The organism is Fulvivirga maritima, assembly GCF_021389955.1.
GTDB classification, from domain to species: Bacteria; Bacteroidota; Bacteroidia; order Cytophagales; family Cyclobacteriaceae; genus Fulvivirga; species Fulvivirga maritima.
In genome coordinates, this window is sequence record NZ_CP089980.1 from 6,042,737 (window position 1) to 6,063,219 (window position 20,483).

The 20,483-nt window shown below is 38.5% G+C and carries 18 protein-coding genes; 14 read left to right on the top strand and 4 right to left on the bottom strand.

Annotated elements, in window-relative coordinates:
* Positions 1–6 precede the first annotated feature (6 nt).
* The 4 genes from LVD15_RS25275 to LVD15_RS25290 all read right to left on the bottom strand — a co-directional run bounded on the left by LVD15_RS25275 (position 7) and on the right by LVD15_RS25290 (position 6,807).
* Positions 7–3,804 carry a glycosyltransferase gene (locus LVD15_RS25275; RefSeq protein WP_233777967.1) on the bottom strand — a complete coding sequence of 1,266 codons (3,798 nt, stop codon included), beginning with the start codon at positions 3,802–3,804 and terminating at the stop codon, positions 7–9.
* A complete protein-coding gene (locus LVD15_RS25280) occupies positions 3,791–5,083 on the bottom strand; it encodes a glycoside hydrolase family 2 TIM barrel-domain containing protein (protein ID WP_233777968.1) in 1,293 nt (430 codons plus the stop codon). Before LVD15_RS25280 ends, LVD15_RS25275 begins: the two co-directional genes overlap by 14 nt.
* Positions 5,084–5,224: 141 nt before the next feature.
* Complete coding sequence (locus LVD15_RS25285) at positions 5,225–6,148, bottom strand: NAD-dependent epimerase/dehydratase family protein (protein WP_233777969.1); 924 nt, start codon at positions 6,146–6,148, stop codon at positions 5,225–5,227.
* 2 nt (positions 6,149–6,150) lie between these two features.
* Positions 6,151–6,807 carry a phosphoadenylyl-sulfate reductase gene (locus LVD15_RS25290; RefSeq protein ID WP_202245260.1) on the bottom strand — a complete coding sequence of 219 codons (657 nt, stop codon included), beginning with the start codon at positions 6,805–6,807 and terminating at the stop codon, positions 6,151–6,153.
* Between the two features lie 243 nt (positions 6,808–7,050).
* Between LVD15_RS25290 and LVD15_RS25295 the strand changes: the two genes are divergently transcribed.
* The 14 genes from LVD15_RS25295 to LVD15_RS27215 all read left to right on the top strand — a co-directional run bounded on the left by LVD15_RS25295 (position 7,051) and on the right by LVD15_RS27215 (position 20,483).
* On the top strand, positions 7,051–7,464 hold the full coding sequence (locus LVD15_RS25295; protein ID WP_233777970.1) for a 6-pyruvoyl trahydropterin synthase family protein: 414 nt from the start codon (positions 7,051–7,053) through the stop codon (positions 7,462–7,464).
* Complete coding sequence (gene folE / locus LVD15_RS25300; protein ID WP_233777971.1) at positions 7,421–8,110, top strand: GTP cyclohydrolase I FolE; 690 nt, start codon at positions 7,421–7,423, stop codon at positions 8,108–8,110. Before LVD15_RS25295 ends, folE begins: the two co-directional genes overlap by 44 nt.
* A 267-nt stretch (positions 8,111–8,377) precedes the next feature.
* Positions 8,378–10,657 (top strand): aconitate hydratase, encoded by a 2,280-nt coding sequence (locus LVD15_RS25305; RefSeq protein ID WP_233777972.1) that lies wholly within the window; start codon positions 8,378–8,380, stop codon positions 10,655–10,657.
* Between the two features lie 91 nt (positions 10,658–10,748).
* Positions 10,749–11,909, top strand: a complete 1,161-nt coding sequence (locus LVD15_RS25310) for a THUMP domain-containing class I SAM-dependent RNA methyltransferase (protein ID WP_441709090.1) — start codon at positions 10,749–10,751, stop codon at positions 11,907–11,909.
* 12 nt (positions 11,910–11,921) lie between these two features.
* Positions 11,922–12,593 (top strand): hypothetical protein, encoded by a 672-nt coding sequence (locus LVD15_RS25315; protein WP_233777974.1) that lies wholly within the window; start codon positions 11,922–11,924, stop codon positions 12,591–12,593.
* Entirely contained in the window at positions 12,571–14,067 is a 1,497-nt protein-coding gene (locus LVD15_RS25320; protein WP_233777975.1) for a patatin-like phospholipase family protein, read from the top strand. Before LVD15_RS25315 ends, LVD15_RS25320 begins: the two co-directional genes overlap by 23 nt.
* Positions 14,048–14,275: a hypothetical protein gene (locus LVD15_RS25325; RefSeq protein WP_233777976.1), complete on the top strand. Its 228-nt coding sequence runs from the start codon at positions 14,048–14,050 to the stop codon at positions 14,273–14,275. Before LVD15_RS25320 ends, LVD15_RS25325 begins: the two co-directional genes overlap by 20 nt.
* A gap of 54 nt (positions 14,276–14,329) precedes the next feature.
* Positions 14,330–15,220, top strand: a complete 891-nt coding sequence (locus tag LVD15_RS25330) for a MerR family transcriptional regulator (RefSeq protein ID WP_233777977.1) — start codon at positions 14,330–14,332, stop codon at positions 15,218–15,220.
* Positions 15,221–15,356: 136 nt separating this feature from the next.
* Positions 15,357–15,863, top strand: coding sequence for an RNA polymerase sigma factor (locus LVD15_RS25335; RefSeq protein WP_233777978.1), 507 nt, complete (start codon positions 15,357–15,359; stop codon positions 15,861–15,863).
* Positions 15,864–15,876: 13 nt separating this feature from the next.
* Positions 15,877–17,355, top strand: a complete 1,479-nt coding sequence (crtID, locus tag LVD15_RS25340; protein ID WP_233777979.1) for a bifunctional phytoene desaturase/3,4-desaturase — start codon at positions 15,877–15,879, stop codon at positions 17,353–17,355.
* Positions 17,352–18,188: a phytoene/squalene synthase family protein gene (locus tag LVD15_RS25345; RefSeq protein WP_233777980.1), complete on the top strand. Its 837-nt coding sequence runs from the start codon at positions 17,352–17,354 to the stop codon at positions 18,186–18,188. The genes crtID and LVD15_RS25345 overlap by 4 nt, the downstream gene beginning before the upstream one ends.
* Positions 18,188–18,709, top strand: a complete 522-nt coding sequence (gene idi / locus LVD15_RS25350; protein ID WP_233777981.1) for an isopentenyl-diphosphate Delta-isomerase — start codon at positions 18,188–18,190, stop codon at positions 18,707–18,709. The genes LVD15_RS25345 and idi overlap by 1 nt, the downstream gene beginning before the upstream one ends.
* A gap of 86 nt (positions 18,710–18,795) precedes the next feature.
* On the top strand, positions 18,796–20,091 hold the full coding sequence (locus LVD15_RS25355; RefSeq protein ID WP_233777982.1) for a cryptochrome/photolyase family protein: 1,296 nt from the start codon (positions 18,796–18,798) through the stop codon (positions 20,089–20,091).
* Positions 20,088–20,483 carry an NAD(P)H-binding protein gene (locus LVD15_RS27215; protein ID WP_306416793.1) on the top strand — a complete coding sequence of 132 codons (396 nt, stop codon included), beginning with the start codon at positions 20,088–20,090 and terminating at the stop codon, positions 20,481–20,483. The genes LVD15_RS25355 and LVD15_RS27215 overlap by 4 nt, the downstream gene beginning before the upstream one ends.

The window sequence follows — 20,483 nt, forward strand, 5'->3', positions numbered from 1 at the left end:
GTTCGGTTATTTTAAAAAATATTCAACTTGTTTTGGACTTACATCTTCCAAATTACTACCCTCATAAAAGGGTGTGTTTAAAGGCCTGGTTATAGCTACCGATTGGCCGTTTTTAGACACCTTTAATCTGAGCTTGTAAGTTACAGGATCGTGCGGAATTGTCAAACTTACGGCCACCCCTGAGCCCTCTAACCTGGAGGCTACCGGAGTACCAAATCCGTCTACCCTGATTAAGTACCAAGTGTACTCAAAACCTTCATCATCAAAAGCAGCTAAGCTCCATTGCCCCTCCCTTTTTAGCAGTGCGTTAAACGTAAAAACTCGCCCTTCATATGCGATTTCTGCCGGTCTAAGTATATTTATCTCAGGCAACAGGAAGTCATCTTCCTTTCCTTTCACTGCATAATAAGATCTTTTCTTGCGCCCATCAGCATCTAAGAGACCATTATAAGCCATATGATCAGAGTACAAATCATCTTGCCATGCATCAGCGAACATGCCAAAGTCTTGCTGATTAAAATCAGAAAAATTTTCTGGAACAGAATTGATAAAAACAGGGATTGGCAAAGAAAAAGACCTCAAGCTATCAATATGACTAGAATTCAAATTTATCCCAATCGCATCTAGCTGAGGCACCTCTGAAACTATGATTTTTAGAGTTTCAGATAATTGAACAGTTTCGTTCAACTCAATACTAACGGGTCTATCATCGACGTTCTTAATATCTCGCACCAAAGCAGCTAACCATTTTAAATAAGCTTGTTTTTGATAGTATTCTACTGGTTTATAATACTCTGAAGCCAGCTGATCCCAAGTAGCATTTCCTACATGCCAGGCTTTGATCTGATCATCTTTTTTTCTACTCTTTATCTCTGCAATTATAGACTCCTTCTCTTTCTTAAGATAACTGGTATCTTCTAAAAAATTTATTCCTCTAGAAAGCCAGAAGCCATACATAATCTTCAAGTCAAACTCATCTGCACATTCGCTGATGGTATGATCATAAATACCCGGCCCATACCTCTTTACCCAAGATAGCTTTAGGCTTTTTATCCTTTCAAAATCTTCATTAATATTTCTCTTAAAAAGAGGGTGCATGCTCACTTGCCAATCTTGCCCTTTGAAATAGTCTACACCTCTAATCTGATTATATAAACTTTTTTTAGATACCGTTTCCAGAGCACTATTTTCGGTTTTAGTCATAAAAACCTTCTTGGCATCATCGTATGTTTGGAAATCCTTAAAATATTGGAAGCCTTCATTTTGCGAAGCCCAGTTGAGTGCACCATCTTTAGTATTCAGTACATTTTTATCATACTCTGAAGCAAAGAAAACCACAGCTTTCACTTCCGGATATTTGAGCTTTAAAATTTCTCCAGCCTTCTTAAACCAATCCTTAGAACTATCCCTCCCATTCAATGTACCAAACTCAGAAAGCATTACTGGCAGCTGACTCTGAAAAGGCATAGTCCGGCTAAATGGCTGATATATATCCTCAAAGGTGTTCCAATTATCAACTGACACCTCACTGGCGTAGTTTAGGGCCGTGATGCCTAACCAGTCTACGTATTCATGCCCTGGAAAATAGGCGTTTGCATGTTCTGCCTTCCACGGGTTATATACCCAAATAATATTTCTTACATCTTGTGCTTGCATCAGTCGATGCATATACCTCCATGCTTTTATATACTCTTCCCCTGCCTCATCATCACTACTATACCACGGATATTGAGGATTATCCGGCTCATGAGCGAATCTCAAAAAGAAAGGTTTTTGAAGCTTACGAAACTCCTCTGCCATGCCTATAAGGTATTCATCCAAATCCCCCTGATAGATGCTTTGCATGATGGACTTATTAGTATCTGAAGGAAATAGGTCTAACCACGGCTCCCAGGTAATCATAGGGTAGGCTCCCTTTTCATAAATAGCACCTAGATAATCTACAGGAAAAGGCTGCTGAGCCAAAGGCTTCCATGCTAAATAGGTCGATATAATACCGAATTGCATATTGGTACTCTGCTCCAATTGTAGCACAGAAGCGAAGCTAGAAGTGCCACTTTCGTCATCAGGTAAAAACACTCCAAGAAATTGCTCTCCCGTGAGCAATCGATCATTTTTAACTAGATCTATATTCGTGATATCGGCCTCTTTCTCATAATAATAAACACCATAAATAAATAATATAATCAGCGGAAAAGCTGCTATTCGAAATAAACCATACACCTTATGCCGCAATAACCATAATAGCCTTTTCACTGACCACACATGATATGAAAGCTGATCCGCAAAGTTATTTCTGCGTTTAAAAGCCCTCCAGCTGTTATGATAGCCTACCCAGAACATAAAGACCACAAAACCAATATTAATTCCGGCAAAACCAGACATAGCAATGGTATATGGATTGAAATCATTATAAAGGCCATAAACAATGGCTAAAAAGGATATCGCTGCCAGCAAAAGGTTAGGCATAAGTAAACCTAAAACATTTTCTTTACCGGCCTTTTTTGGAGTAGGATCATAAGGCACTTTTTTCCTCAATAAAGTAAAGACGAAGCCCAAAGTGTGAATCCACCAAGTACCAATGAGCACTAGACCTCCTAAAATATGAAAGCCACGCTCCTCCTCTTCCATCACCCACCGTTGCACATAATGCCTAATGAGAAAGGTGCAGGAGAAAAAAGGTATAGACCACAGTAAGAAATGAATAATATCCATCTTCATAGGCATGGCGCCTAAACATAATGACAGAATGGGAATCAAAAAATTAATAAGATAAATCAACCCTGAGAGATAGTGCAAGGGCATTACCCCATAGTATAACTTCTGCCTAAAAGTAAACTTCCTAAAACAAGTAAGATAGGTAGTAAGCCATAGCTCAAAAACACCGCGTGACCATTTCAACTGCTGTTTATAATACGCTGAAATACTAGAAGGAACAAGGCCACGGGTAAGCACCTTAGGCACATACGTAGACCTCCAACCTGCAGCGTGAAGCTTCATGGCAGTATTCAAGTCTTCAGCTAACCCTGCTGCATGCCCTCCTATGGAATCCAATGCCTTCCTCCTAAAAGTGCAATTGGCGCCTATTGCTTGCACTGTACCATAGCTGTTCATGGTCATCATCATAGGACCATAAAACTGATAAGTCTGCTGTGCTGATGCCTTAGCTATCAAGTTTTCTTTATAGTTCTTATAGGCTTGAACCACCTGCACAAAACCTATTTCCTCATCATCAAAATAAGGTAACACCTCATCTAAAAAGTCTGGAGCAGGTACGTGATCTGGATCCAAAATCACACAAATATCTCCTTTAGTGTACTTTAATGCATTGTTAATATTTCCGGCTTTCGCATCCACCCTATTATTTCTGGTCACATGTTTTACCCCAAGCCGATTGCACTGCTTGATGAGATAGGGATCATTGGCTTCATCACATAAATAGGTAGTATGTGGGTAAGTGATTCGCTGAATAGCCTCCAGCGTTTCTATAATCATTTCATATGGTTCTCCCGGGCAAAAGGTAGTGAGTATATCTACTTTATACTCCTTAGCTACCTTTCTTTTCTCGGGAATAGAAATACTGAAGTAATGATACCATTCAAACAACACCCTAAGGCTTAGAAACACCAAACTGATTATTAAAACGTAATAAAGTGGTTCATAACCTATTACTCCTGGCTGTAAAACACCAAAAAGAAAGAAGCCCATAGCCCCTAAACCCGTCAATATCATACTCCTAAGCCATGCTCTTTGCCAACGAGAAGGACTTTTAACCACTATGGGCCGTTTATCATCGTACCACATAAAAGGGCATGTTAGTAGATGAAAAATGTCCTTGCCCATCAGTAACCTTCACAAACAAACGGTACGGCCCTTCACGCTCAGGCACTTGAAATTTCAAAATCGAGGTAGAAGCAGAGTCATATTTTTCAGGAATAGTAATTATTGAGGCAGGAGTATTTTTCATTTGCAATAGCCAGTCTTCTGGTTTCAGATCCCACTGCACAAATAAACTATCATCATCCGCATCCATTATTGCTGCGCTAGCTACATGTAAAGAACCTGGGTTAAATAGAAGCCTATTATATTCATTGCTCCCATCTATCCTCAGATTGCTAACCACGGGAGGAACATTTCCTGTTATTGGCTCGCCCCATAAATCCGCCAGAGCAAATACAGACGTATTAGTTTCTTTATTGTCAGAAAAATAATTGAACCATGTACCTGTCACTTCTTGGCGCTGTCCCCAGAAAAAAGCAAGGCTTCCCAAGCACCTGTGATCATCATTAGGAAGCTGCTTATAAATATATTTAAGACGCTCTGCCTTTTTTATATCATCTAGTTCCAAAGGTGCTTTCCAACTAGTAAAATCAGTTTCCCAAGGTCCACTAACCCCATACTCTCCTATTAAAAACGGGCCATCCCAAAGCCATTCATAGTTTTGCATATCTTGCTGTAACTCTGGCAAGCGCCCAAAAGTATTGAACATGATCAAATCAAGCCTAGATATTTTCAATGATATATTTATAATGGCCCGGTCACTAAAGTTAGCCATAGACCATGCTACTGGGTGATTAGGATCCAGTTGTTTTAAAGTGTCTACAAATTGGTTATAAGCTGTAGCAAAACTGTAGTTAAAAAAATCATAATAGTTCGGTTCATTTCCTAAACACCAAAAAAGTAGTGCCGGGTGTGCCTTATACTTTACCACCTGGCTAGCCAAACTCTTTTTATAAGCCGCTATCAGGTTATTGTTATCATAAAACCATTTTTCATTTGACTTAGGAAGAGGAATTCCTACTATTACCGCCATGCCAGCTGCATGTGCCTTATTAAGTACGGCTTTTAGGCCTACCGTATCATAAGTCCGAATGGTATTTCCGCCTATCTGCTTCAGCAAAGTAAGACTATCTTGCCCAGCCACACCCTTCACTTTAAAAGGACTACCTTTTCTTATAAGTGAATATCCACTATCAGACTTTTGAATATAAACAGCACGATCGGAGCCAACAGAAGATGGTGATTTTTCTTCACAAGCGATTATAACCCATAAAAACAATAGATACCTAAGACCTTTGTACATTTTGCTGGCAGCTGTAATAAGCTAAAAATAGGAAATGCCAGCTTAGGTTAATAGATAGGATAAAATAAAACTTCTTCATCAACGCCTATTAAATCCATAAAACCATGAATATCAAGCAATTGATAAAGAAGTTATTTATATTTAAGAGAAACTAAAACGTTGCCTAAATTCTTCTATTTCCTCATTAAAGGTTTTATCATTAATAAGTCCTAGTTTACTATTAAGCTCTTCATTAGGCTTTACTTTTAACTGACGAAGTTTCAAGTGCTGATTAACGAAGATAAACTCCAATTCCGGGATCTGCTCTTTTAGCGTATCTACTATATCCAGCACTTGCATATCACGGTCTACCAAGTTATAAATTCCTGAATTCAGCTCACCATCCAGCACTCTTGAGAGCGCCTCTGCCACTCTTTTTATATGAATAAAAGATCGTTGTTGAAAACCATCTCCATGAATAGAAATGCGTTTATAGAAATGCGCTTCAAACACAAATTTATTAATAACTGCATCAAACCTCATACTGCGGTTATAGCCGTATACATTGCCACACCTAAATATGAAAGTATCCATTTTATCTTTGAGTCGGCTAGCATGCTCTTCCCCTCTCATTTTAGATATTCCATAAAATGTTTTAGGGTTAGTCTCTATACTTTCATCTACCGCCTCTTTTGAAGAACCATACACTCCCGTGCTGCTAGTGAATATAAACTTCTTCACATCACTTTCTTCAACAGCATAGATCAGCTCAGCAGTACCCCAATGATTTACCTGCTCATAAAAATGAGGGTCGGTATTAGCAAAAGGGGTAGTTACTTTTGCCGCTAAATGATAAACAACATCTATCCCTTTCAAAGCCTTTTTCAAAAAGCGAGAGTCTAGAAGTTCTCCTTTCACAAATTTCACTTTAGCATTATTAGTGAAACTGTGGCCAAGAAAAAAGTTGAAGTTATTTTTACTTAAATTATCATAAACTACTATCTCTTCTACATCATCGCGCTGAGCAAGGAGACCTACTAATTCTGTGCCTATATAGCCGGCACCTCCGGTTACTAAAATTCTCATAATTATTTACTTACCAAGTCCGTGTGCAATCCACATTCCGTTTTATTCATGCCGTACCATCTGGCCTCCCTTTCCATCATATCAGGGTTTACCTTGCGAGTACAAGGCTCACAGCCAATACTCAGATAGCCCGAGTTTTCCAGCGGATGCTTTGGCAGATCATATTCTTTTTGATATTGATAAATCATTTTCGCATTCCAATCCAGCATAGGGTGAAACCTCACCGCGTTATTAGGGGCTGGCTGCTCCACCTGCATGGCTTTTCTTACGGCACTTTGGTCTGCTCTCACACCGTTTATCCATACATCATGCTGCATTAAAAGCCTGTTTACAGGTTGCGTTTTATTTAAAAAGCAGCAGTGGTCTGGGTCAGAAGTAAATAACAACCTGCCTTCAGCGTCTTTTTGCATAAATTTTGGCGTTTCTGACTTTAAGTCCACAGTATTCAGACCAAACAAATCCGCCACCCTGTCTTTAAACTCTACTGTCTCAGGAAAGTGATACCCTGTATTTATAAACACCACAGGAATACTCTTATCTATCCTACTTAAAATATGTAGCAATACTATACTATGCGACTGAAAAGAAGAAGTAGTAAATAATGACTTGCCTTCCTCTTTATATTTCTCTAATTGTGCTTTTATTTCATCAAAACTCACTGAAACACCTCCTTTTTGATTTGTTCAAAGTTATTCATTACTATACCATTTGAAAATAAAAACCTAAATAACTGCACCTTATAAATAAGCTATAGCAAAGCAGCATCTCTCTAAATCAATATTTTTCATTGGTATCTATTTATTTCAAAGTTTCATTTTTCAAGTAACTAGTGCTAATTACCCATATTATTGTTATAACACGTATATTCACGGCTATAAATAGAACCACTAACCAGAATAATTTTGAAAGTAGCCGTTTTTAGAAAAGAGCATTTCAATGCTGCTCACAGACTATACAACCCTGCCTGGGATGATGAGACCAACTTCAAAACCTTTGGTAAATGTAGTAATCCTAATTACCACGGCCATAACTACGAACTTTACGTAAAACTCATTGGAGAGGTTAACCCTGATACGGGATATGTTTATGATATGAAAATTTTGAGTGATCTGATAAAGGAGCATGTAGTGACAAAATTTGATCATAAAAACCTTAACCTCGACACTCCGTATTTTAAAAACAAGATACCCACTGCTGAAAACATTGCCATGGTCATCTATGATTTATTGAGAGAGCAAATAGAAGATGACCTGGAATTAAAAATTAGATTATATGAAACAGAAAGGAACTTTGTCGAATACCCCGTTGGAAAGTGAAGAAATAGATGAAGTGGGCGATGACCACGTAGGTTCAGCCGCCGACACCCCTCTCAGACCTGATGCCTTCGACATGAGTGATGAAGACAAAATGGTTAAAATAGAAGGCCATTTTAAAGAGATAATGGAAACTTTAGGACTTGACCTAACAGATGACTCTCTGAAAGGAACCCCTAAGCGAGTAGCCAAAATGTTTGTTCAGGAGGTTTTTAGTGGACTTAATCCTGCCAATAAACCTCATGCTCGCCTTTTTGAAAATAAGTATAAGTATGATCAAATGTTAGTAGAAAAGGATATCACTTTCTACTCTCATTGTGAACATCACTTTGTGCCTATATATGGTAAAGTTCATGTGGCTTATTTTTCTTCTGGCAAAGTAATCGGTCTATCTAAAATTAACAGAATAGTTCAGTACTACGCCAAAAGACCTCAAGTACAAGAAAGGTTAACTGTACAGATAGGTAATGAACTCAAAAAAGCACTTAATACTGAAGATGTAGGTGTGGTAGTAGACGCAACTCACCTTTGCGTAGCCTCTCGTGGAGTAGGCGATACTAATAGCAAAACAGGCACCGCATACTTCTCTGGTAAATTCGAACAAAACCAGACCAAGAACGAATTCCTTAATTACATTAATGCAAAGTAATAATGAAAAAGGCCACTAAGATTAGCGGCCTTTTTTTATTATATTGTTATTTAAATAATCTATACCAATATAGATGCAATCTATAAGCGTATAACTATTTGTCATTACTCTTTGTTGTACAAACAGTTATCGTTGTTTTATAACGAGCCAGGCCATTATTTAAAGAAGATATAAATAAGCTCGGCGAAATAGCTCTTATAATAAAAAGCAATTAAATTTTGTAATTTTGCAACTCATTTCAAATTAACAATAAAGACGCTAAAACATATGGCATTTGATATTGACATGATAAAGGCGGTTTACTCTCAGATGGGAGAAAAAATAGACGCCGCCAGAAAAGTGGTGAATAAACCGCTTACTTTATCTGAAAAAATTCTTTACTCTCACCTACACGCAGATCAAAACCTAGAAAGTTTCGAAAGAGCAAAATCATATGTGAACTTTGCTCCAGACCGCGTGGCTATGCAAGATGCTACTGCACAAATGGCATTATTGCAATTTATGCAGGCAGGTAAAAAACAAGCAGCTGTGCCTTCTACAGTACACTGTGACCACCTTATCCTAGCTAAAGAAGGAGCAAAAGAAGATTTAAGAAGCTCACTTACCGCCAGTGGCGAGGTGTTCAACTTCTTAGAATCAGTATCAAACAAATATGGCATTGGTTTCTGGAAGCCCGGTGCAGGAATCATTCACCAGGTAGTGCTTGAAAACTACGCTTTCCCTGGTGGTATGATGATAGGTACTGACTCTCACACTGTAAACGCAGGTGGTTTAGGTATGGTAGCTATTGGTGTTGGTGGTGCTGACGCAGTAGACGTAATGGCCGGAATGCCTTGGGAGCTAAAAATGCCAAAAATGATTGGAGTAAAACTAACCGGTAAATTAAACGGTTGGACTGCTCCTAAAGATGTGATCTTAAAAGTAGCTGGTATCCTTACTGTAAAAGGTGGTACTGGTGCTATAGTAGAATATTTCGGAGAAGGCGCTCAGTCTATGTCTTGTACTGGTAAAGGTACTATCTGTAACATGGGTGCTGAAATTGGTGCTACCACTTCTACTTTCGGGTATGATGAAAGCATGGAAAGATACCTTAAAGCTACAGGCAGAGCTGACGTAGCTGAAGCGGCTAATGCAGTAAAAGAACACCTTACCGGTGATGATGAGGTATACGCTAACCCTGAAAAATATTTCGACGAAGTAATTGAAATTAACCTTTCAGAATTAGAGCCACATATTAACGGTCCTTTCACTCCTGATAGAGCAACTCCTGTTTCTAAAATGAGAGAAGAGGCTGAGAAAAACGGATGGCCTACAAAAGTAGAATGGGGACTTATCGGTTCTTGTACTAACTCATCTTACGAAGATTTAACACGTGCAGTATCTATAGCACAACAAGCAATAGATAAAAAAATAAAAGCCAAATCTGATTTTGGTATTAACCCAGGATCTGAGCAAATCCGTTTCACAGTAGACCGTGATGGTATTCTTCAAGTATTTGAAGACTTAGGAGCAAGAATATTTACTAATGCTTGCGGACCATGTATCGGGCAGTGGGACAGAGCCGGAGCTGACAAAAAAGAGAAAAACACTATCATTCACTCTTTCAACAGAAACTTCTCTAAAAGAGCTGATGGTAACCCTAATACACACGCCTTTGTAACTTCACCAGAATTAGTAACTGCATTGGCTATCAGTGGAGACCTTGGTTTTAACCCTCTTACAGATACACTTACTAACGCTGATGGTGAGCAAGTAAAATTAGATCCTCCTTCAGGCTTTGAACTTCCTGAAAAAGGATTTGATGTAGAGGACAATGGCTACCAGGCACCTGCTGAAGACGGTAGTAATGTAGAAGTAAAAGTAGCTCCAGATTCTAAACGTCTGCAGTTATTAACTCCTTTTGAGCCTTGGGATGGCAAAAACATCACTGGCATGAAGCTTTTAATCAAAGCAAAAGGAAAATGTACTACTGACCACATTTCTATGGCTGGTCCTTGGTTAAGATTCAGAGGTCACTTAGATAATATTGCTGACAACACTTTAACAGGAGCTGTTAACTTCTTTAATGATGCTACTGACTCTGTTAAAAATCAGCTTACAGGTGAGTACGGTACTGTACCTGCTACACAAAGAGCTTACAAAGCTGCTGGAATCCCTACCATAGTAGTAGGAGACCATAACTACGGTGAAGGTTCTTCTCGTGAGCACGCAGCTATGCAGCCAAGACACTTAGGTGTAAAAGTGATATTGGTAAAATCATTTGCCAGAATTCACGAAACCAACCTTAAAAAACAAGGTATGCTTGGTTTAACCTTTGCTAATGAAGCTGATTATGACAAAATCCAGGAAGATGATACTTTCGACTTCTTAGATCTTGATCAGTTTGCTCCTGATAAGCCTTTAACTCTAGCAGTAAAACATGCTGATGGATCTGAAGACACTATCAAAGTAAACCATACTTATAACAATCAGCAGATTGCATGGTACAAAGCAGGTTCTGCACTTAACCTTATCAAGGAAAAGAAAAGACAAACTAATTTTGTCTAAATATAATAATAAAAGGCTACTTCATTTTTTGGAGTAGCCTTTTTTTTGTAACTATTCTTAGCTTTGAATAAATAACCAAAAACGTAAAGTATTGCAAGAGCATAATAAACATAAAATCATCATTACCTGCTCACCCAGAATGAGCCCCGTTGTAGAAGAAGAGGTGAAAGCATTAGGCTTCAAAAACACCAGCATTAACCACCAGAATGTAGAACTGATGGGTACTTTTGCTGATACCCTGCGCCTCAACCTTTATCTGCGCACTGCCAATAGAGTGCTTTTTGAAATAGATAACTTCAATGTTAACACCGCAGATGAGCTCTATAAAAAGGTAAAAAAAATCAGATGGGACTCCATATTTGATGTAGATGGATATTTTAGTATTAAAAGCTATGTGAAGAATGACAAGATATTAGATCCTCGCTTTGCCAGCTTAAGGGCTAAAGATGCCATTGCTGATTACTTTATGGAGAAATACGACCGCAGACCTAACTCAGGTAAGGATCTGTCTCAAACCGTATTATTTCTACATTGGCATGAACACGAAGCCGCCATTTACATAGATACTTCTGGTGAAACTATAGCCAAGCACGGCTACCGAAAAATCCCTATGAAAGCCCCTATGATGGAATCATTGGCTGCAGGTACTATCCTGGCTTCAGCCTGGGATCAAAAGAGTCATTTCATTAACCCTATGTGTGGTAGTGGCACATTAGCCATAGAAGCGGCCCTTATAGCCAAAAGAAAATTCCTAAACATCAGCAGAGAAAACTTCGGTTTTATGCATGTAAAGTACTACAATGCTGACATTTGGGAAAGAATGAAGCAAGAAGCAGCCGCTTTAGAACTAAAAGAACTGCCTTTCAAAATTATAGCCACTGACCTTAATCCGGCTGCCATTGTAGCCTCCAGGCAAAATGCCCTGACAGCAGGAGTTGAAGAATTCATAGAATTCAAAACTTGCGATTTTAGAGATACTCCCCTACCTGAAGACAATAAAGGCGTAATCTTTCTCAACCCCGAGTATGGCCAAAGGTTGGGAGAAGAAAAGGCTTTGGAGAAAACTTATCAGGAAATTGGTGATTTCTTTAAGCAAAAGGCATCTGGCTACCTCGGTTACATTTTTACCGGAAACCTGAATTTAGCTAAAAGGATCGGGCTACGAACTAAGCGTAGAATAGAGTTCTTCAATGCTAAAATAGACTGTAGACTCTTAGAATATGAATTATATGCAGGCACTAAAAAAAAGTGATATATTGAGTAAATGATTAAACGCATAAGTGTAATTGGGGAAAGCATTTATTATTCTTTTCCCATCCAGCTACTACTGAATCATGTAAAGAGAAATCAGGTATTGCTTCTTTGCTGGGTTACACTTTTTGCCATCATTTCGGGTAACTTCGGTAATTATCTGGGCATCCCCTACCTATTTCTAGATCCTGTTTACCTCAACAAAGTGAGCTTCTCCAGCTTCTTTATTATGGGGGTAGTAATATCAGGAATCAGCGTAGCATTTCATATTACCACTTATATAAATGATGGCCATAGATTCTCTTTTATAGGTGTTATCTCCAAGCCATTTACCGTCTTCAGTCTCAACAACAGCATTATTCCTTTTCTATTTTTATTCAATTATGTAATCTATATTATTCAGTATCAGATTTCTAATGAATACCTCTCTTTTGATAGCCTTTTTGTTAATCTGCTAGGCCTCCTCTCCGGCTATTGCCTCATGTTAATAGCATTGTATGGTTACTTCTGGTTTACGAATAAAGACATCTTTAAATATGTAGTATGCAAGCTCGATGAAAAGCTGAAGCAAAACATCAAAGCCACACGAGCCAGCGCTATGAAAAAGCTTAACATAGCTAAGAAAAAGCAAATTAGAGTGGATAGCTATCTGTCGTTAAACTTTGAAAATAAAAGGAGCGGATGAAACACAAGGCTTCTATGACAGAAACACCATACTGCAGGTCTTTGACCAAAACCATTTCAATCTGGTAATTATAGAATTACTGATTCTGGTTTTACTTCTGGTAATGGGTATTTTTCGTGATTATGAAATATTCCAGCTACCTGCTGCGGCCAGCTTTACCTTGTTGCTTACTATTTTCATCATGTTTGCCGGAGCTTTCTCCTACTGGTTTGGCAGCTGGTCCGGCACAGTGGCTTTAGTTCTGGTACTAGTGATCAATTTCATGGTGAAAGAAGGTATTTTTAACAAAACCTATGAAGCCTACGGCATTGATTACGATACGGGTCAGAGTTCTTATAACCTGCAAGCAATAGAACAGCTCACGGCTCCTAATGTGGTAAATGCAGACAAACAAAGAGGCCAGCAAATTTTAGCTAACTGGAAAGCCAAATTCGACCCTAACACTAAACCTAAAATGGTCTTTTTATGTGCTAGCGGTGGCGGCCAAAGAGCGGCCTTATGGACCTTATATTCACTGCAAGTAGCCGATAGCCTCACTAATGGCCAGCTGATGAAAAACAGCATGCTTATAACCGGTGCCTCTGGCGGGCTAATAGGTGCGAGCTATTTCAGAGAGCTATACTTAAGAAAACAAGAGCAAGAAATAGACAACCTTTATTCAAAACAGTATTTTGACCACCTAGGCAGTGATAACCTGAATGCAGTTATCTTTAGCCTTCTCATGAACGATATGTTTGTGGGCTTTCAGGAATTTAATTACAAAGGCCAAAACTACTCTAAAGACCGTGGCTACGCCTTTGAACAACAGCTAAACAAAAACACAGGTTACATCCTGGATAAGCCTCTCTCTGCCTACAAGCAACCTGAAAGAGAAAGTAAAATACCCATGCTCATCATGGCTCCTACTATTATTAATGATGGACGCACATTATACATTTCGCCTCAGCATGTTTCTTATATGATGGATGATGCCAGTGATACCGTTTATACTAGTGAAAAAATCAATGGTATCGAGTTTCTTCGGTTCTTTGAAGATCAGCGTGCCGATAGCTTAAGGTTTCTGAGTGGCTTAAGAATGAGCGCTACCTTTCCTTATATCACACCCAACATCACCTTACCTAGTACTCCTCCTATGGAAATTATGGATGCAGGCATTACTGACAACTTCGGCATCTCTGATGCTGTCCGGTTTCTTTATGCTTTTAAAGAATGGATTGCTGAGAACACCTCTGGTGTAGTACTGGTTTCTATTAGAGATTCAGAAAAAGAAGAGCCCATCAAAAAGGAAGATAAACTATCGCTTTTTGAAAAATTTTCACTGCCTATCAGCAGCATTTATCAAAACTTCCAGAGCCTGCAAGACATTACTAATGATGACCGGGTAGAGTACGCTGAAAAACTGGTTTCCGGGCAGTATAGAAAGAGTAGACATTCAGTATATACCGGAAGAATATATGAAAGAAAACCTTCCTAAGACTGATAGTTTACGAATGGAAAATGTAAAACGGGCATCTCTCAGCTGGCGACTTACCAGCCGTGAAAAGGCCAGTTTAATCAATAACATTAACACCTCCTCAAACAGAGCCGCTCTCAAAAAGCTACAAGAGCTGCGAAAAGAGAAACACTGCTATTGTCAGCCCTCCTCATATTTTTCAGCAAAACAAAGAGATAATATTATTTAAACAAGACTTTCATATCTGTGTTAACTAAGTATTAAACTCAGGTTAACTCAATTTATGAGTAAATACAGTATAAAGGAACTATCACAACTATCAGGAGTAAAAGCACATACCATAAGGATATGGGAGAAGAGATACCAGGTGGTAATGCCAGAGCGCACTCCTACCAACATACGCTACTACTCTGATAATGATTTGAAGAAGCTACTGAATGTAGCCATTTTAAATAGCCGTGGGTTTAAGATATCTTACATAGCCTCACTTTCTGAAAGAGAATTGATGGCTAAGGTAAATGAAATGAGCAAAGAACAGACTGACTATGATTTACACATAGATCAGATGGCCATTTCTATGATTGATTTTGATGAATATAAGTTTGAAAAACTCATTAATAAATTTATTAAGAGTTATGGTTTTGAGACCACTATCATAAAAATAGTTTATCCTTTCCTTAACAAGGTGGGCATTTTATGGTTATCTAATAACATTACCCCTATTCAGGAGCATTTTATTACTAACCTTATTCGTCAAAAGATTATAGCTGCTACTGATAGAATACCTATTAGTCAAAATAAGTCCGCTAAAAAGGTACTTCTGTTCCTTCCTCCGAAGGAACTGCATGAATTAGGCTTGCTATATTGTAATTATATACTCAAAAAAACAGGGTTCAAAACCATTTACCTGGGCCAACAGGTTCCATTAGCTGACCTTGAAACTGCTGCCACCAAAGTTAAACCCGATTATTTCATATCTATTTTCTCTGGAGTCTACGCCGAAAAAACAATTGTGGAATTTTCTACACGGTTTACTGATAAATTCCCCACATCACACTTCTTTTTTTCTGGCAAACCATTGTTACAACTTAGGCCCAAACTACCTAAAAAGGTGCGTCTATTTAACTCAATGAAAGAATTAAGAAAAATTTTCAGCGAAATTGATCCCTCCTGAGATTTTAGCATGATTTTTCATCTTACGGTCTATAAAACTGACTAATATATTCCGAACCATCAGTTAAAGAGAATAAAAATAGTCACGTTACGATTTTAATCTTGTCTAACATTTGACTAAATTAATTTAAACAACTATGACCGCTATTGAATTTAACCACCGAATCGCCTCTTTGAAAGACACTCTTGAACTATTTACAAGAAGATTTACTAAAGATCAGGAAGAATCGGAAGACCTTATACAGGATACTGTGCTTAAAGCACTTACCTACAGAGATAAATTTAAGCAAAACACTAACCTTAAAGGTTGGTTATATACAATAATGAGAAATACTTTCATCAACAATTATAGAAAGGCTCAGAGATCAAGAACTACTCATGATGACACTAAAGAGCTTTACTATTTAAATGTTGCTGATGACTATACATTTAACTCTCCTGACACTTCTTACGAGTATGAGGACATTATGAATTGTGTTAATGACGTGAAATCTGATCTTTTACAGCCTTTCAAAATGCATGTTGATGGTTATAAATACCATGAGATCGCTGATCAATTAGAGATTCCTATCGGAACTGTTAAAAACAGAATTTTTCACGCCAGAAAAGAAATTCAGAAAAAGCTCGTAGCATATGCCAGATAATTAATTATGCTGAATGAATAAAAATATTGCAGTAATCGGCTCAGGCTTCGCAGGACTTTCTGCGGCCTGTAGCCTTGCTTATTCCGGACACAAAGTTACTGTATACGAAAAGAATTCTTCCCCTGGCGGAAGAGCTAGAAAATTTGAAACACAAGGTTTTGCCTTTGACATGGGCCCCAGCTGGTATTGGATGCCCGATGTCTTTGAACGGTTCTTCAACCGTTTTGGTCGCTCTACCAAAGACTACTACCACCTCACCCGCTTAGACCCCTCCTACCGCGTTTATTTTGGGAAAGATGATTACACTGACATTCCCGCTGACCTCAACCAAATATTTGAACTCTTTGAAAGCTTGGAAAAGGGCAGTGCCGAAAAATTAAGGGCTTTTTTAAAAGAAGCTGCCTATAAATATGAAGTAGGCATTAATGACCTGGTATACAAACCAGGCAAGTCATTCACTGAATTTCTGGACAGAAGACTGATGAGTGGCCTTTTACGCTTACACGTTTTCAATTCCATTTCTTCTTATATCCGTAAATTCTTTAAACACCCAAGGCTAATACAGCTATTGGAGTTTCCTGTGCTTTTCTTAGGAGCCATGCCTGAAAAAACGCCTGCACTGTACAGCTTAATGAACTATGCGGATATATCACTTGGCACCTGGTATCCTGATAAAGGCATGTATAGCATAATAGATGGAATGTATTCTTTAGCCAAAGAATTGGGTGTGCAGTTCGAATTTAACGCTCCTATTGATGGCATTTGGATGAATGGTCAAAAGGCTCTTGGTCTTAATTGCAAAAAAGATAAACTACCCCATGATTATATAGTAGCCAGCGCCGATTATAACCATGTAGAACAGCAGCTACTACCTGAAAAATTTAGAAAATATGACAATGACTACTGGAACACACGAGAACTAGCTCCGTCTTCATTGATATTTTATCTGGGAGTGGATAAAAAAATAGACAATTTATTACATCATACCTTATTCTTTGACAAACAACTAAAACAGCATGCTAAGGAAATCTATGAAAACGCCTCAATGGCCTTCAGATCCACTTTTCTATGTATGCTGCCCCTCAAAAACAGACCCTACTTGCGCCCTGAAGGTAAGGAAAACCTGTTTATTCTAGTGCCAGTAGCACCTTCTTTGCAGGATAATGAAGAAATCAGAGAGAAATATTACAACCTGATTATAAACAGGTTAGAGACTTTGATAGGACAAAATATCCGTGATCATGTTATCTTCAAAAAGAGCTATGCTCATAAAAATTTTATGGAAGATTATAACGCCTTTAAAGGTAATGCCTATGGTTTGGCCAACACCTTAAGGCAAACAGCCATTTTAAAACCTTCCATGCATAATAAAAAGGTTCCTAACCTTATATACACCGGCCAGCTTACCGTGCCGGGTCCCGGTGTACCTCCGGCTATTATTTCAGGACAAGTGGCTGCAGAAGAGATAGAAAAGTTAATGAAGAAATTATGAAAGCACTATTTGATCAGGTATCTGCTAAGTGTAGCAGGCTTACCACCCATCATTACAGCACTTCTTTTTCATTAGGTATCAGATGCCTGGAAAAGCCTCTTAGAGACCCTATTTGTGGTATCTATGGCTTTGTACGACTGGCTGATGAAATAGTTGACAGCTTTCATGACTATGACAAAGCTGCATTATTAAAGCGGTTTAAAGATGATACTTACCAGGCCATACAAGATGGAATCAGTCTCAATCCCATTTTAAACAGCTTTCAGCATGTGGTAAGTACTTACAATATTGACAAAAGCCTTATAGATCAGTTTTTACTCAGCATGGAGATGGACCTCACCCAGATTGAGTATAACACAAAAAGCTATGAAGAATACATTCTTGGCTCTGCCGAAGTAGTGGGTTTAATGTGCCTGAAGGTATTTTGCAATGGCAATGAAGAGCAATATGAATCCTTAAAACCCTATGCTATGAAGCTGGGCTCTGCCTTTCAAAAAATCAACTTCCTGAGAGATTTAAGAGATGACTACATCACCTTAGGCAGGAGCTATTTCCCTGGCGTAGAGCTTAATAATTTTAACCAAAGCCATAAAGAACAAATAGAGCAAGACATTGAAGCTGAATTCAAAATAGCGCTTACTGGTATAAAAAAACTGCCTAGAAGCTCCAAATTTGGGGTATACCTGGCTTATATCTATTACTTCTCTCTTTTTAAAAAGATCAAGAGGACGCCTTCTGCACATGTTATGAAAAGAAGGATACGTATTCCTAATCAACAAAAAATTTCTTTGTTATTTTACACCTATTTAAAACATAGACTTAATTTGTTATAATGGAGAAAGTGGTTTTGGTAGATCAGCATGATCAAGAACTAGGAACAATGGAAAAGATAGAAACACACAGAAAAGGCTTATTGCATCGTGCCTTCTCACTGTTTGTTTTTAATAGCCAGAACGAACTCCTGATTCAAAAAAGAGCCTCCCACAAATACCACTCTGCCGGTCTATGGACTAACACCTGCTGTAGCCATCCCAGAAAAGGAGAAGCCATTACTGATGCGGCCAAAAGGCGCCTTGTTGAGGAAATGGGCATGACCAGCGATTCAGAGTTTCTCTATAAATTCATTTATAAAGTAGATCTGGAAGGTGAAATGGTAGAACACGAATTAGATCATGTATTGATAGGTTATACTGATGCCACCCCCAACCCTAACCCTGAGGAAGTAGAAAGTTATCTATATGATTCAATGGAAAATATTCAGGAAAAGATAAATTCTAATCCTGATGAATACACCTATTGGTTCAAAATAATTATGGAAACGCTTCCTGAAAAACTTGAAAAAATTAAAAAGTAAAACATCCTGCAATTAACTGCTGTTTTACTGAAAGCATAACAAAGAGCATAATTACCACTGCGCTAAGTGGTTATTGAAGATAAAACATGGGCAAGATCAATATTTTTTGGTTTAGAAGAGATTTACGTGTAGATGATAATATAGGACTTTATCATGCCATGGAGCAAGATTTACCCGTCCTACTGTTATTCATTTTCGATAAAAACATTCTTAATGAACTACCAAAAAATGATGCTCGAGTTACTTTCATACATCATCAGCTGGAAGCACTTAATGAAGAGTTAAAATCTAAAAACACTTCTATAGTCACCCTTTATGATACCCCTGAAAATGCCTGGAAATCGCTGATAGAAGAACATGACATTCATGCCGTGTACACCAACCACGATTATGAACCTTATGCAAAAGAAAGGGACGAGATGGTGGAGAAGCTCCTTAGCGATAAGGATATATTATTTAACACCTACAAAGATCAGGTAATACTGGAAAAAGATGAGGTAGTAAAAGATGATGGAGATCCTTATGTAGTTTTTACTCCTTACAGCAGACAGTGGAAGAAAAAGGCCTCTAAAAAACATTTTGAGAGCGTACCTTCGGCATTATATTTCAGCAATTTCTATAACCATAGCAGTGATTTAATCAGCCTCAAGGAGATGGGCTTTGAAGAAAATAACCTTGAAATACCTTCAGATCAGGTATCTGAAAGTACACTGAAGCAATATGCTGAAAAAAGAGATTATCCTGCGGTTAAGGGCACCTCAAGACTGGGTATTCATTTACGATTTGGAACTATAAGTATTAGAAAAGCCGCTTCAAAAGCCAAACAACATAGTGATACTTTCCTGAATGAATTAATATGGAGAGAATTTTATCAAATGATACTATGGCATTTCCCTCGCGTGGTTAATGAAAATTTCAAGACCAAGTATAATGCTGTGAACTGGCGCCAGAGTGAAAAAGACTTCAAAAAGTGGTGTGAAGGCAAAACCGGCTACCCTATGGTAGATGCCGGCATGCGTGAACTTAACACTACAGGCTATATGCATAACCGTGTGCGCATGGTTACGGCCAGCTTTCTTACCAAACATTTGCTCATAGACTGGCGCTGGGGAGAAGCCTATTTCGCAGAAAAGCTATTAGATTATGACTTAGCCTCTAACAATGGCGGCTGGCAATGGGCTGCAGGAACAGGCACTGATGCTCAACCTTATTTCAGAATATTCAACCCGGAATCACAGTTGAAAAAATTCGATCCTGAGCTCAAGTATGTAAAAAAGTGGGTGCCAGAGTATGGCACAGACCAATACCCAGATCCTATGGTAGATCATAAGGAAGCAAGAGAAAGAGCTCTTTCAGAATATAAAACAGCCCTAAACACATGAAAATACTGCTCACCGGCGCTACAGGCTACATCGGCCGCAGGTTACTGCCTATCTTGGTAAATGACGGACATCAAGTGGTGTGCATGGTGAGAGACCAGAGACGGTTTGATTGGGATGACTTTGATGATGATTTTCTTTCTCATGTAGAAGTGATGGAAGCAGACCTCTCCAACCCGGAGTCTTTGGCTAAAATCCCTAATGACATAGATATTGCTTATTATCTGGTGCATTCTATGACCAGCTCATATTCAGATTTTTCGCAGAAAGAAAAGGAAACAGCCATCAACTTTGCCCAGGCTATTAAGGATACCAATACGCGCCAGATCATTTATCTGAGTGGTATTACTAATGCCGAAGACCTCTCCGAGCATCTAAAATCGAGAAAAATGTAG

Bases quoted from the DNA above. Each gene is read 5' to 3' on its own strand.
- LVD15_RS25355 (WP_233777982.1), top strand. From the start codon at position 18,796: ATGGGCAAGATCAATATTTTTTGGTTTAGAAGAGATTTACGTGTAGAT.
- folE (WP_233777971.1), top strand. From the start codon at position 7,421: ATGAAACAGAAAGGAACTTTGTCGAATACCCCGTTGGAAAGTGAAGAA.
- LVD15_RS25335 (WP_233777978.1), top strand. From the start codon at position 15,357: ATGACCGCTATTGAATTTAACCACCGAATCGCCTCTTTGAAAGACACT.
- LVD15_RS27215 (WP_306416793.1), top strand. From the start codon at position 20,088: ATGAAAATACTGCTCACCGGCGCTACAGGCTACATCGGCCGCAGGTTA.
- LVD15_RS25325 (WP_233777976.1), top strand. From the start codon at position 14,048: ATGAAAGAAAACCTTCCTAAGACTGATAGTTTACGAATGGAAAATGTA.
- LVD15_RS25345 (WP_233777980.1), top strand. From the start codon at position 17,352: ATGAAAGCACTATTTGATCAGGTATCTGCTAAGTGTAGCAGGCTTACC.
- LVD15_RS25285 (WP_233777969.1), bottom strand. From the start codon at position 6,148: ATGAGAATTTTAGTAACCGGAGGTGCCGGCTATATAGGCACAGAATTA.
- LVD15_RS25330 (WP_233777977.1), top strand. From the start codon at position 14,330: ATGAGTAAATACAGTATAAAGGAACTATCACAACTATCAGGAGTAAAA.
- LVD15_RS25305 (WP_233777972.1), top strand. From the start codon at position 8,378: ATGGCATTTGATATTGACATGATAAAGGCGGTTTACTCTCAGATGGGA.
- LVD15_RS25275 (WP_233777967.1), bottom strand. From the start codon at position 3,804: ATGTGGTACGATGATAAACGGCCCATAGTGGTTAAAAGTCCTTCTCGT.
- LVD15_RS25315 (WP_233777974.1), top strand. From the start codon at position 11,922: ATGATTAAACGCATAAGTGTAATTGGGGAAAGCATTTATTATTCTTTT.
- idi (WP_233777981.1), top strand. From the start codon at position 18,188: ATGGAGAAAGTGGTTTTGGTAGATCAGCATGATCAAGAACTAGGAACA.
- LVD15_RS25280 (WP_233777968.1), bottom strand. From the start codon at position 5,083: ATGTACAAAGGTCTTAGGTATCTATTGTTTTTATGGGTTATAATCGCT.
- crtID (WP_233777979.1), top strand. From the start codon at position 15,877: ATGAATAAAAATATTGCAGTAATCGGCTCAGGCTTCGCAGGACTTTCT.